Raw genomic sequence first — 12,578 nt, 5'->3', positions numbered from 1 at the left:
GGAAAAACTGGAAGGGATTCTGTATGGAGCCGATGACGGGAATCGAACCCGCGTATTCAGCTTGGGAAGCTGATGTTCTACCATTGAACTACATCGGCACAGTCATTCGGAGTACTCCGAGGAACTACAGAACTACTTTACACCCGCACTGAATGTAGATGGGAACTCGGGGTCTGTAATGCGGTGACGTAGACTCGGGGACGTGCTTCTTTCAGATCGTGACATTCGTGCCGCCATTGACTCCGGGAATCTCGGAATCGAACCCTATGATGAGTCCCTGGTGCAGCCCTCAAGCGTTGACGTGCGCATGGATCGATTCTTCCGGGTGTTCAATAACTCGAAGTACACCCACATCGATCCGAAGATGCAGCAGGATGAGCTGACCAGCCTGGTCGAGGTTAAAGAGGATGAGCCCTTCGTGCTTCACCCGGGTGAGTTTGTGCTCAGCTCGACGCTGGAGAAGTTCACGCTGCCTGCCGACCTGGCTGGTCGTCTGGAAGGTAAGTCCTCGCTGGGGCGCCTGGGGCTGCTCACGCACTCCACCGCCGGTTTCATTGATCCGGGTTTCACCGGTCACATCACTCTCGAGCTTTCGAATGTGGCGAACCTGCCGATCATGCTCTGGCCGAGAATGAAGGTCGGCCAGCTGGCACTTTTCAATATGACCTCTCCCGCTGAGGTGCCCTATGGTTCTGGAAAGTTGGGCTCGAAGTACCAGGGTCAGCGTGGTCCTACTCCCTCCCGGGCGTACCTGAACTTTCGGAACTAGCTGGAAAAACCTGGGGTTCAGTCTCTATGAGACATTGTCTGTCGAATGACAGGAAGCGCGCGGCCTGAGGGCTGCGCGCTTTGCTTATGCCGCGGCGTCGATAAGCGGCTTAGGGTTGGGGGATGGCGAAGGTGATTGTCGAAGTTTCAGCGGCACTATGAGCTTCCCCGAGGTTGGCGGACAAGAGTGGCTGGCCTGGATATATTGCGGTTGGTCTCATTTGATTGGCGGGGGACATATTTCCTCAGGAGTTCCCTCACTTGACCCGGAAACTTTGCTGTTGATTCATGCTATGAATTTAATGTTGTCGGAATGAAGAAATGTCTCAGCATCGTCACCGCTTTTTGTGTGACCGCTGCGTTGGCAGCACCCGCGCATGCCCAGACCACTGATGTGGTCAACGGCGACATCGCCTACTTCCAGGACTTCAAGGAATTCGAACCCCGCGAGAGGGGTGGCGAGGAGTTCGGCGGCATCGCCCGGCTGGCTCATGTGCTCGAGCAGCTGCGAGCTCAGGAAGGCGACCCGACCCTGGTGATGGGCGGCGAACTGGTAGGAGGTAGCTCCTTCAACGCCATCCACAAGGGTGCCCCCTTCGTTGAGGCCTTCAATGAGCTCGGGGTGGATGTGGGTAACTTCGGCAACCACGACTTCGATTATGGTGCCGAGCATGCGCTCGACATGGTTGAGCTGGCTGAATACGACTGGATCTCCTCGAACCTGGTCAACCCGGACGGCTCGCCCTTCAGTCCGGATGGCACCGTATCGGTGCAGGAATCCGGTGTGCGGTTGGGCTTTGTCGCGTTGACCTCTGACCTTGACCGGACCTCCGCGGCCCGGGAGGTGCTGGAGAATGATCTCATCGGGAGTGCCCGCGCGGGCGTCGATAAGCTGCAGGGCGAGAACGTCGACGCGATCATCCTGCTGACCCAGGTCTCCCGGGTCAACACCATCGCCGTGATGGAGGCCGTGCCGGAGCTGGATGCGGCGCTGCGGGAGGAGAACGGCGCCTCACTGCCCACCGAGGTCCACCAGACCGCTGATGGCCGCTATATCGTCGGGCCGGACGCCGACTACGGTGCGGTGGTCCACCTGGACATCACCGCCGACCGAGCCACCGGTGAGACCACCATCGAGCCGGCGGTCATCCGTCTGGATGAGACCGTTCCCGAAGAGCCCACCTGGGCCGCGCGCTCCGAGGCCTACTACCAGGATCTGGATGATCGCCTGGGTGGCGTGATCGCCCACACCGAGGTGGCTCTGGACCGAGCAGAACTCGGCATCATGGTGGCGGACTCCTACCGCCGGCACTTTGACACCCAGCTGGGGTGGCAGAACGGTGGCGGCATCCGCACTGAGCTCCCCGCCGGCGACATCACCCTGCGTGATGCCTACTCGGTGCTTCCCTTCGGTAACAAAGCCGTGGCGGTGGAAGCCACCGGCGAGGAGATCCTCCTCGGCCTGGAGCAGGGCATTGCCTCCAACCCCGCCGGCGGCAATGGATTCCCCCGGGTGGCTGGCCTGAGCTTCGAGTTTGAGGCCGATGCCGCCTTCGGTGAGCGCGTGACCTCCGTGACCATGGAAGACGGCAGCGCACTCGATCCGAACGCGACCTACACCCTGGCGATCAGCCAGTTCCTGCAGGAAGGCGGCGACGGCACCGATGCCTTCCTGGATAACACGCTGCTGACCACCAAGATGGTCACCGATGTGGATGCCTTCGTGGCACTGCTGACTGGTGAAGACATCGAGCAGCCGGGTGCGGGCGGCTCGAGTGGCTCTTCCGCCGGCCCGCTCACCTCACTGGTGGCGGCGATTGCCGACCTGTTTGGTGCGGTAGCGGGCTCGGTGGCCCAGCTGTTCCAGCAGATCTTCGGCCGGTAGCCGCAGACCGGGGAGCGGCGCGCTTTGCCTATGCCGCGGCGTCGAGAAGCAGCGTGCGGTTGGGGACCACTACGGCGGCGATGAGCGTGGTGATCGGGACCGCGAGGGTCAATGCCAGGGCGCCGATGCCGGAGCGCAGCAGCTCGGTGGCCACGATATCGCTGGTCAGGGTCTGCAACAGCGGGCGCTCCGAGACTGAGATGAGCAGCAACAGGGGGAGTGCGGCGCCGGTGTAGGTGAGCACCAGGGTGTAGACCATCGAGGAAATATGGTCGCGGCCGACCTTCATCGCGGCGAGGAAGAGTCGGGTGGGGGAGGCATCGGGCTCGATCTCCGCGAGCTCATTGATGGTGGAGGCCTGGGAGATGGTGACATCGTTGAGCACGCCGAGGGCGCCGATGATGAAACCACAGAGCATCAGACCGGTGACCGAGACCTCCGGCAGATAGAGCAGAATGTGGAGATTCGACTCATCACCCAGGCCACTGAGACGGGTGGTATCGATCGCCAGGGAGGCCAGCACCGCGGCGATACCCAGCGAGATCAGCGTGCCGGCGAGCGCGGAACAGGACTTCCAATTGAAGCCGTGCACCAGCAGCACCACCAGGAAAAGAATGGCGGAACCGCCGACCACCGCTAGCGGCAGTGCCGGGCCGCCGTGGACCAGCGCCGGGAGCAGGAAGATACCGAGCACCCCGAGCGTGATCGCCAGACCGACCAGCGCGCGGAGACCACGCAGGGCAGCGAAGATGATGATCGCGGCGGCGATGAGCAGACCCCAGATGAGCAGGGCATTGCCGCGCTGATAATCGGTGAAACTGTAGGTGAGCGAAGCATCGGCACCCATGGTCTCCGAGAGACGGATCTCATCGCCTTCGTGGAAGACCGGTTCGCCCGGCTGACCATAGGTGATCAGCAGGGTGTGCTTGCCCTCGTTCTCACCATTCTGGATCTGAACCAGGGCATTGTCGCAGGTCTCGGTAGGTATCTCCAGGGAAGCCATGGGGGAGCCCTCGAAGGCTGTGCCCGTGGCCGCGGACTGACAGGCACCCTGGGTGACCGAGGTGACCTCGCCGTTGACCTGGGTATGGTTCAGCGCGAAAGTGTTGCTGAACTCCGGGGAGACCACCGGCTCCTCAGCCGGCGGCCAGAGCAGGAAGGCGCCGGAGATGGTGGCGATGCCGCAGAGAATCAGGAATCCGAGGAGGATGCGCCGCCAGCGGGTGGACTGTGGTGCGGCGGAGTTGCCTGATGTGGCGGAGTTTTTTGGTGTGCTGATACCGCGTGACGGCCCACGTCATCTCCTTGGTTGTGGTGGCTGATTTGTGGTTGTTGTGGTGGGGTGATGATGGATGGTGCTGTGGTGGATGTTTGTGGTGGATGAGGCCGGCTCCGCGGGACAGAAGAACCTAGAGTTGGAAGTGTGTTTCTTAACGCCGCGCGCCTCGAAGTTTCGCCCGACAATCTGGAATCCTATCTCGCCAGATTGTCCGTGGTGCGAGCTCTGGCCACAACACCGCTGGAATTCAGATCTCCGATCACGGTGATCACCGGGGAGAACGGGGTAGGAAAGTCCACCCTCATTGAAGCCCTGGCGGTGGGGATGGGCCTCAACCCGGAAGGCGGGTCCCGGCACACTCTTTTTGGAGGAAGTGGATCAGTATCTTCGCTGCAGGAATGGATCACGCTGAGCCGCTCCCGCAACCCCAAGGACGCCTTCTTCCTGCGGGGTGAATCTTTCTACAACGTGGCTGGGCACTATGCCGGGTTGGTGACACCGCCGGGAGTTCCACGCATGGATGACCTGCTGGAAATGAGCCACGGACAGTCCCTGATGGCACTGATCGAGCGACGATTCCACACCGACGGACTGTTCTTCCTCGACGAGCCCGAAGCAGGACTCTCTGTCCTGCGCCAGCTGGAACTCATGGGCAAACTCTTCCACCTGGCAGCCGAGGGCTCCCAGATCATCATGGCCACCCACTCGCCAGCACTCATGGCTATACCCGGAGCAGGCATCCTCGAGATAGGTGCTGCGGGGATCTCTCGCCGGGACTTTGAGGATGCCGAAGCGGTGCGCGCGGCACGAGAGTTTGTTGCCGATCCGGAGGGAACTGCGGCGTACCTGATTGGGGATGGCGTGGTGGATTTGGGGGAGGACGCGTGAAGCCTTTCATCTACGATTACCACCTCTACGCCTCGCCGCGGCCTGGATTCCAGACCCCTGACTGGGTGTTCAAGGTGCCGGCCTTCAAAGCGTTGAAATCCCACGGCAGTCTTCCCTTCAACCAGCCGATCACCCTGATCACCGGGGAAAACGGGGTAGGAAAGTCCACCCTGCTGGAAGGGATAGCGGTGAGCTGCAACTTCAATGACTACGGTGGCCCCTTCGGCGCAGAGATGAAAAGCCGGAAAAATCCACTGCGCAACATCGCCACCGTGACCAAGGGAAACCGAGCCATGGACGGCTACTTCCTGCGCGCCGAATCCCACTACAACGTGGCCACCGAATTCGGATCCAGTGCGCCGGGAGTGACCGACCTGCACCACATGTCTCATGGGGAATCCGTGATGCAGGTGGTGCAGGAATCCTTTCACGGCAACGGCCTTTACCTCCTCGACGAGCCGGAATCAGGCCTCTCGATGATCCGTCAGATGACGCTGCTTGCCGAGCTCCACCGCGCGGCATCGGCAGGGGCACAGCTGGTCATCGCCACCCACTCGCCGGTGCTGGTGGCACTGCCCGGCGCAGATATCTGGGAGTTCACCGCAGAAGGCAAATTCCGCCGGGGCCTGGACGTGGCCGAGACCACGGCCTATCGAGCACTCCGGGACTTCCTGGCTGATCCGGTGGGTATTGCCGAGTTCATGGTTGAGGTGACTGGGGAGGGGTGAGGGTGTTTTTGGGGCTGGATGGGGGTGCGGTGTGGTGGTGTGTTCGAGCATCTGGCTGCGGTGCTCATTTACATGTCCGCTCCAAGGTTTAGAATCTCCTGATAGTTATCGGAACAAACCATGGGAGAATACTGTGCGTAAATTCTTGGCCAGTGCATGTGCAGGCATCATCGGAATCAGTGCGCTGGTCAGCCCAGCGGGGGCGCAAGAACTACCTGAACCGCCCATGGCAGAGAGTGTGGCAGGTGAGTCTCTGGTGCTCGAAGACGAGCCAGGAAGTTCACTGAGCAGTGGCTCCTCCGCTGATAGCGATCTTCTGGTCGATGGAATCGTGGTTGCCGGCGTGCTGGGAGCTGCGGCCGCAGGTGGTGCCTGGGCCGTGCAGCAGGGTCTGATCCCGAACCCGCTGCCGGGCATCATCCCGGGACCGGCGCCGGTACAGCAGGCTCCGGCACCTGCTCCGGTGCCGGTGGTGCAGCCGACTCCGGTGTTGTACAACTGCTACATGCCCGATGGGGAAGTGTATCCCGGTGCAATCATCCTCTTCTGCGGCGATGCTCATTCGATTCTTGATCAGATCACCTGGCATTCCTGGAATATCAACGGTGCGTCGGGGCGAGCTCTCCTTAAAGCGAAAACTTGTGTACCGGACTGTGCTACCGGTGGTTACACTGCTCGCTGGGTTGATTTCACCCTTGGCGGAGTGAATTGGAATGGTAGTGAGCCTGAGTTCACCCGTGCTTACATTGAGGGCAAAGAGTACATGATCGGGGAGAAGCCTTCCTAGAGCTGATCGCCGGGCCCGGGTGGGCGTCGATAAGCAAGCAGTCTCAGGTTCATGGAACCTGAGGCTGCTTGTTTGCGTGACCTGCTGCTGGCAGTTGGGCCGTGAAGTTTCCGAGGGCTGGATAGGCAGGTGGCCAAGGCAGAAGGGTCGTGGCTAGGAGGTTTCGGACAGGCGTAACCAGTTCGTGAAGGTGGCAGCCAGGGGATGAGTGGGTCAACTGGGAATGGGCTGGGCGCAACAAGGCCCTGGCGGTGATCAGTGGATGCCGAGCCAGCCGTCGCAGTTTGGATGTTGCGCAGATGATTCCTCCCCGTCTGCAGCTGCTTGAGATGTGCAAAGCGTTCCGGATGTCGAAGTCAGAAAAGGGTACGGGCGGCAACGCTCTTGTGCTCATTGTTTAGGGAATCTGCGAGGGAATCATTGAGATGCAGAACATAAATGCTTGAATATGTGCCATAGATCACCTATGGTTGGAAATAGTTCATTTGGAACTAATTCATATGGACACAATCCTGTGGTGGTCTGCAGTGCACCTGCGGGGTCTGCCCTCCTGTCTCAAAAGATAAGGGAAAGCTGATGAGTATTTCGGTCAAAGATGTGCTTGCGGATAGGGGAATTCATCCCACTGAGGAGCATCTGGTGAAAATCGAGGCGAAGTGGGCTCAGATCCAGGAACTCAAGGATGGCCTGGAGAATATGAACCTAGATGACGCAGATATTGCTCTGCGTAACATCCCCGGAGGTGATCACCTTGTCTAGGGAACTTCTGCACAAAACCGCGACTGAGGTTGCCGGCCTGATCGAGAGCAAGGAAGTTTCACCGGTGGAGCTGACGCAGAGTCTGCTCGATCATGCACATGAGCTCAATGACACCGTCAATGCTTATATCAGTTTCCGGGACGAATCGGCACTGGCAGAGGCTAAGGTCGCTGAGGAGGAAATCGCGAATGGCAACTACCGTGGTCCCCTCCACGGTATCCCCATGGCGATCAAGGACAATATCTACGTCGGCGGTGAAGTCACCACCATGGCTTCCAAGATCCACGGTGACTTTGTTTCCCAGGATGATGCTTCTGTGGTGAAAAAGCTCCGTGAAGCCGGTGTGGTTCTGACTGGCAAGCTAAACATGCATGAATATGCATGGGGTATCGACAACAACAGCCCGCACTTCGGTGCCGTCCATAACCCGTGGAACCTTGACAAGGTGCCCGGTGGGTCCAGTGGCGGTTCGGGAGCTGCAGTGGCAGCAGACATGACCTTCACCTCGCTGGGTACCGATACCGCCGGCTCCATCCGTATTCCTTCTGCCGCATGTGGGCTGGTAGGCCTCAAGCCCACCCATGGCCGTGTCGCCAAGTACGGTTGCTTCCCGCTGGCTTGGAGTCTGGACCACATCGGCCCAATGTCGAAGAGCGTCGCGGATGCCGCCGCGACACTCCAAGCGATCGCAGGGTACGACTATCGGGACCCGACCTCAGTCAATGTCCCCGTCAATGACTACTCCTCCAACCTTGGGGGAGATCCCAAGGGCCTGGTCATCGGTGTGGAAGAGGATTACTTCTTCAAGGATGTCGATTCACCGATCGAACAACTCGTACGCAAGCAGATTGAAGACCTGGTCAGTCGGGGAGCACGGCTTAAGACAGTCTCTATCCCGAGCCTGGCATATTCGGAGTGGACGGAGCTGGCCACCAGCCTGTCCGAGGCATCTGCCATTCACCACACTGACCTGCAGAATCGGCCGGATGACTTCGGGAACGACATTAGGTTCCTATTCGAGCTGGGAGAGCTCTTCTCCTCTGTCGATTTCCTGCAGGCACAGCAGGTCCGCCGCCAGATCAAGCAAGAATTTAACGCGGCCCTGCAAGACGTAGATGTCATCATTGCCCCGACCCTGCCGGTGATGGCCCCCGATATTGGATCCCCGGTCGCCGACCTCAACGGCACCGCCGTTGATCTGATCGACAGCTTCATCCGGTTCACTGGCCCGAGCAACCTCACCGGTCTGCCCGCGCTAACAGTTCCGGTTGGTCTCAACGACGGGCTCCCCGTCGGCCTGCAGATCATCGGCAGAGCCTTCGATGAAGCGACTGTGCTCAAGGTCGGTTCACAGATTGAAGCGGGCAACCCGATGGAGGGGCGCCGCGCACCTATCGGCGCCACTGTTCCGGCACAGTAAGCACCCATCTCTCGTCTCGATCCAACACCCCGGGGGCCGGTGCTGCCAGCCCCCGGGGTTTATTCCCGCTCACTCCACGGAAGTATCGGAGCAACATCATGGCTAGTCTCGCTCTCCTCTTTGTGGGGGCCGTGCTTTTGGTCAATGGACTCGTCTTTCTGGGCTGTATCGATGCCAAAGCCGCAATCCCGATCAATCTCCTGACCGGTTTCCTCCTCGTGTTCGCTGCAATTCTGCATCTCACCGCAGTGTCTCCCACCTCACCTGACTACCGAGCGGCAGGCTTCGCCGCTGTCGGATACACGCTGTTTGGATTCACCTATCTGACTGTCGGCGCTAATTCCCTGTTCGGTGGCACCGGTACCGCCTTGGGATGGTACTGCGGATGGGCAGCAGTGATCGCAGCAGTCTTGGCTGTAGTCAACTTTGCTGACGGCAGCAATTCACCCATAGCGTGGCTCTGGGTGGCTTGGACTGTGCTGTTCTTCTCATTCTTCCTGGCACTGATTACTGGGGTGCAACAGCTGAGCGATGCTGCCGGGCTACTTGCGATCATTCACTCGGTGACTACTGCATCGATACCTGGCTTGTTGATGATTCACGGCTCGTGGTCATCGACATCCATCACTGTGGTCGGCATCGTGCAGATTGTGAGCATTATTATCTATATTTATGTGGCCGTAGCAGCACCTCTCCGCAGAAAAACAACTGCTGCAGCAGTGCCTCAGAGCACAAAGATGTCTGTGCCTGCCCTGTGATGTCAGGGGAATCATGGGTGTCCTAGGCGGGAAACTAAATATCCTGGCTCTCGGATCAACCCTCGCGGGCGCCGTGCTCCTCCTGGCTACTGATCTGTCCGAGGCTGCCACGCTTGCCAGCCGGCTGGTGCCGATCTTCGTCTTCGTCATCGGCATGTCAGTGGTGGTCAATATTGCCGCCCAGATCGGTGTGTTCGATGTGGTCACCCAGATGCTGGAACATGTCGCCCCAGCGTCAGCGAGCATGCGCCAACATGCACTGTGGGCAGGACTGATCCTGCTGAGCATCATCGTCACAGTGTTTCTCTCCCTGGACACGACAGCTATTTTGCTTACTCCGTTGGCAGTAGCGGTGGCTAAGCGCAACGGTCTTAATCTTATGGCGGTCTCACTCGCCGTCGTGTGGATTGCCAATATCGCCTCACTGCCGCTTCCGGTATCGAACCTGACGAACCTGCTGGCGTTAAGTGGCCAGGGTTTTTCCACGGCAACGGACTACATTAGCCAGGCACTTCTTCCTGGGCTGGTGGCCATCGCGGTCGTCGTTGTCGCTTCCTGGGCGGTCTATGCCCGGTCACCGGTTGAATCGGAGAGAACGCTGCGTCCGTCACCGGCAAGGATGCCCGGTGACCCTCTTCTTCTCGCTGCCCTGATCACGTTGGGGATGCTTCTTCCGGCATTAGCCTCGCCCATCCCGTACTGGATATCCAGCACCGTGGCTGCGGTGGTGCTGTTTAGCCTCAGTGCAGTGATGCGCCGTGACCTGATCTCCTTCTCACTGGTCCCCTGGCCTTCCCTGCTCCTGGCCACCGCGCTATCTACGGTGGCCACGGCCGTAAATTCCCTCGGCGGGGCGGAGACGATCCGTGCCTTATTGGGGGCGGCGGAACAGTCTTCTGCGGGGCTATTCGCGATTGCGGCAGCGGGTGCTCTGGCCAGTAATCTCATCAACAACATCCCGGCATTTTTAGCACTGGAACCTGCGGTCAACACATCCACGGGGTATCTGGCGCTGCTCATCGGCGTCAACGCCGGCCCGCTGATCACCCCCTGGGCGTCGCTGGCCACACTGCTATGGCACGACCAGCTGGTCAGGGCCGGGGTGGTGTTCCGGTGGCGCACCTATATGATGCTGGGCGTTGTCCTGACCCCGTTCGCGCTGCTCCTGCCGACAGCGGCCCTGGCTATCCAGGTCATTTAAATGTTGGCTTCAACGTGCCGAGGACATCGAAATCCACACCATCTGCCCGCGCGATATTCACCGACTGGATTGCCTGGTTATTGCGGAACATCACCGACCCGCGGGGGCTGTCAAATACCAGGTCGTCGATGTTGCGATTGAAATCAGCGATATCTGTGCTTTGGGTGTGCTTGGAAAGCTCCGCGAGGGTATAGATCCCCTGGTAGCAGGACTGTGCCATATTATTGAGTGCGGGTGGATTAACTCCCTGTGTGGCGACGTAGCGGCCCAGGAAATCCAAAGCAGCCGGACTGGTCAGCGTCCGGAAATATGACGCAGAGGAGTAGAGGTTGTCTGTCGCCTCCGGCCCGCTGGCCAGGAGCATATTTTCCTCCATCAGCGGGCTGTAGCGTGCAATTGACTGGTGTAGTCCGGCCGCTGCGAAACTCCGGTTGAAATCCACCGCGTCCTGGCCAACGAGGAGAATCAGTACCGCATCGCATCCGCTGGCGGCCACGGCGTGGGGAAGTAACGGATCCGAGCCCTGGCCCATCTTCACGAGGGTGCTGCCGACAATCTCCAGACCGAGATCCCCTGCGGCGAGAGCGGTTTTCTCCAATGACTTAACTGGCCAGATATAGCTGGCCCCAATAACATGCCACCTGCGATGACCGAGGTGTTCGCGCATCCACTTCAAAGCGGGGAAGATCTGTTGCTCGGGATTCTCACCAATGAGATAGACCCCGGGGGTTGGGGCATCCCCTTCCGATAAGGATGTGTAGACATAAGGGATGCGGTTGCGTAATACCGGGACCAATAGTTTGCGAATCGATGAGATGTGCCACCCGGTCACCGCGTCGAGGCGGCCGCTTTCCAAGAGCTGTGCCACCTCAGCGACGATCTTTTCGGGCCTTTGGCCGGCATCTATGTACACCAGTTCCACGAGACGGCCACCAATGCCCCAATGCTGGTTGACTTCATTTTTGGCCTGTTCAGACACTGCGACACAGGAGGGGCCGAAGATTCCTCCGGGGCCCTGGAAGGGAACAAGCATGCCGATCCGATAGGAGTCACCGCTCATGGGGATGGAACCTCCTCGCTGTTAATCTCGTGGAAATAGGCTACCTACCACGAAGAGAGGGACAGGGACTTATTGAGAATCCTGAACCCTGGTGTTTAAAAAGAGTCCGTGAAGTAGAATGAGGGACCAAGCCATAAGGTTGGCGACCGAAGGAGCCCCTGCCGATGACCATCTCAGAGAGCCATCGAGACCTCGCCACGGTTAATTACATCACATCGTCCCCTGGTAGTGAGTCCTTGGTCACGGTACTTGTGCACACTACCAAGGTTTTTTCCGCGATGGTGGCGGAGTGTGTCTCTCGGCAGGGTTTCACGCTGGATGAGTGGATGGTTCTTGACAGCATTGAGCACAACAACGGAAGCTCCATGTCGCAGATATCTGCCGCCTCAGGATGCTCTGGCGCATCCCTGACGCGTGCCGTCGACAAGCTCGTCACCAATTCCCTGGTGTACCGGGAGGCAAGCCAGACGGACCGGCGCAAGGTCGAGGTGTTTATCAGTGAGCAGGGAAAAGCGGCTCACCGCAGTATCCAGAATCATCTCGGCACCTTGGAACTCTCTGTCGAAGAGCTCATAGGAAGCTCGGATATCAACCGGTCGGCACTAATTGAGCTGCTGGGAGCGTTCCAGACAGTGACTGTGGATCCTGCAGCTGGGAGGTAGGACTACTTTGGCCGGTGTGATCGTGGGCGCTGATCCGGCACTGAGAGCGGGCCGTGGCGCCTTGACACTCACTCGCCTCCGAATGTTCCAATCAACATCCGCAGTCCTGATCCTCGAGGCCTGATCGGTTTCTTGCCTGCAGAACCGGCATCTAGTCCCCCGATAGCTTGGCGGCGCGGGAGATGTGTTTTCCGAGACTTCGCTGGCTTAAGTGCTGGTTATTGGCTCTCACTATTTGGCCAACAGCGGAGGTTGACGCTTCGTCTGGTAGATCGCGGATGAACTTCTAAGCTGGCAGAACGGACGAGAGACCGGTATTTCCGGGGGCTGCTGGGCGCAGCGTCGATAAGCACAAAGCCTCAGGTCAGGGACCTGAGGCTGCG

General features: G+C 59.3%; 12 protein-coding genes and 1 tRNA gene. 10 read left to right on the top strand and 3 right to left on the bottom strand.

Annotated features, from left to right (window positions below):
• Positions 1-24: 24 nt before the first annotated feature.
• Positions 25-98: transfer RNA gene (locus ACTU46_RS14210), tRNA-Gly, on the bottom strand.
• 104 nt (positions 99-202) lie between these two features.
• Here ACTU46_RS14210 and dcd point away from each other — a divergent pair.
• Complete coding sequence (gene dcd, locus ACTU46_RS14205; RefSeq protein ID WP_443382919.1) at positions 203-769, top strand: dCTP deaminase; 567 nt, start codon at positions 203-205, stop codon at positions 767-769.
• A 312-nt stretch (positions 770-1,081) separates the two neighbouring features.
• Positions 1,082-2,653, top strand: coding sequence for a bifunctional metallophosphatase/5'-nucleotidase (locus ACTU46_RS14200; RefSeq protein ID WP_443382917.1), 1,572 nt, complete (start codon positions 1,082-1,084; stop codon positions 2,651-2,653).
• 28 nt (positions 2,654-2,681) lie between these two features.
• On the opposite strand, the gene ACTU46_RS14195 is transcribed toward ACTU46_RS14200, so the two are convergent.
• The gene (locus ACTU46_RS14195; protein WP_443383045.1) at positions 2,682-3,932 is read right to left on the bottom strand and encodes a YibE/F family protein; all 1,251 of its coding nucleotides are present in this window, start codon (positions 3,930-3,932) and stop codon (positions 2,682-2,684) included.
• A gap of 144 nt (positions 3,933-4,076) precedes the next feature.
• On the opposite strand from ACTU46_RS14195, the gene ACTU46_RS14190 reads away from it, so the two are divergent.
• The 7 genes from ACTU46_RS14190 (at position 4,077) to ACTU46_RS14160 (ending at position 10,473) form a co-directional block, all read left to right on the top strand.
• Positions 4,077-4,820: an AAA family ATPase gene (locus ACTU46_RS14190; protein WP_443382914.1), complete on the top strand. Its 744-nt coding sequence runs from the start codon at positions 4,077-4,079 to the stop codon at positions 4,818-4,820.
• A gap of 8 nt (positions 4,821-4,828) precedes the next feature.
• Positions 4,829-5,548 (top strand): AAA family ATPase, encoded by a 720-nt coding sequence (locus ACTU46_RS14185; RefSeq protein ID WP_443383042.1) that lies wholly within the window; start codon positions 4,829-4,831, stop codon positions 5,546-5,548.
• 133 nt (positions 5,549-5,681) lie between these two features.
• Entirely contained in the window at positions 5,682-6,335 is a 654-nt protein-coding gene (locus ACTU46_RS14180) for a hypothetical protein (protein WP_443382911.1), read from the top strand.
• A gap of 576 nt (positions 6,336-6,911) precedes the next feature.
• Positions 6,912-7,094 (top strand): hypothetical protein, encoded by a 183-nt coding sequence (locus tag ACTU46_RS14175; RefSeq protein ID WP_443382908.1) that lies wholly within the window; start codon positions 6,912-6,914, stop codon positions 7,092-7,094.
• Positions 7,087-8,514, top strand: a complete 1,428-nt coding sequence (locus tag ACTU46_RS14170) for an amidase (protein ID WP_443382905.1) — start codon at positions 7,087-7,089, stop codon at positions 8,512-8,514. The genes ACTU46_RS14175 and ACTU46_RS14170 overlap by 8 nt, the downstream gene beginning before the upstream one ends.
• A 98-nt stretch (positions 8,515-8,612) precedes the next feature.
• On the top strand, positions 8,613-9,272 hold the full coding sequence (locus ACTU46_RS14165; RefSeq protein WP_443382902.1) for an AmiS/UreI family transporter: 660 nt from the start codon (positions 8,613-8,615) through the stop codon (positions 9,270-9,272).
• A gap of 13 nt (positions 9,273-9,285) precedes the next feature.
• Positions 9,286-10,473, top strand: a complete 1,188-nt coding sequence (locus ACTU46_RS14160; RefSeq protein ID WP_443382899.1) for an SLC13 family permease — start codon at positions 9,286-9,288, stop codon at positions 10,471-10,473.
• On the opposite strand, the gene ACTU46_RS14155 is transcribed toward ACTU46_RS14160, so the two are convergent.
• Entirely contained in the window at positions 10,466-11,533 is a 1,068-nt protein-coding gene (locus tag ACTU46_RS14155; protein WP_443382896.1) for a substrate-binding domain-containing protein, read from the bottom strand. The two genes, ACTU46_RS14160 and ACTU46_RS14155, sit on opposite strands and share 8 nt — an antisense overlap.
• A gap of 164 nt (positions 11,534-11,697) precedes the next feature.
• On the opposite strand from ACTU46_RS14155, the gene ACTU46_RS14150 reads away from it, so the two are divergent.
• The gene (locus ACTU46_RS14150; RefSeq protein WP_443382893.1) at positions 11,698-12,195 is read left to right on the top strand and encodes a MarR family winged helix-turn-helix transcriptional regulator; all 498 of its coding nucleotides are present in this window, start codon (positions 11,698-11,700) and stop codon (positions 12,193-12,195) included.
• Positions 12,196-12,578: the final 383 nt, after the last annotated feature.

This window comes from Corynebacterium sp. A21, from assembly GCF_052266655.1.
GTDB lineage: Bacteria > Actinomycetota > Actinomycetes > Mycobacteriales > Mycobacteriaceae > Corynebacterium.
This window is presented reverse-complemented; position numbering and strand designations above follow the sequence as displayed.

Coding starts and splice junctions, on each gene's coding strand:
- ACTU46_RS14200 (WP_443382917.1), top strand. CDS start 1,082: ATGAAGAAATGTCTCAGCATCGTCACCGCTTTTTGTGTGACCGCTGCG.
- ACTU46_RS14175 (WP_443382908.1), top strand. CDS start 6,912: ATGAGTATTTCGGTCAAAGATGTGCTTGCGGATAGGGGAATTCATCCC.
- ACTU46_RS14165 (WP_443382902.1), top strand. CDS start 8,613: ATGGCTAGTCTCGCTCTCCTCTTTGTGGGGGCCGTGCTTTTGGTCAAT.
- ACTU46_RS14160 (WP_443382899.1), top strand. CDS start 9,286: ATGGGTGTCCTAGGCGGGAAACTAAATATCCTGGCTCTCGGATCAACC.
- ACTU46_RS14155 (WP_443382896.1), bottom strand. CDS start 11,533: ATGAGCGGTGACTCCTATCGGATCGGCATGCTTGTTCCCTTCCAGGGC.
- ACTU46_RS14150 (WP_443382893.1), top strand. CDS start 11,698: ATGACCATCTCAGAGAGCCATCGAGACCTCGCCACGGTTAATTACATC.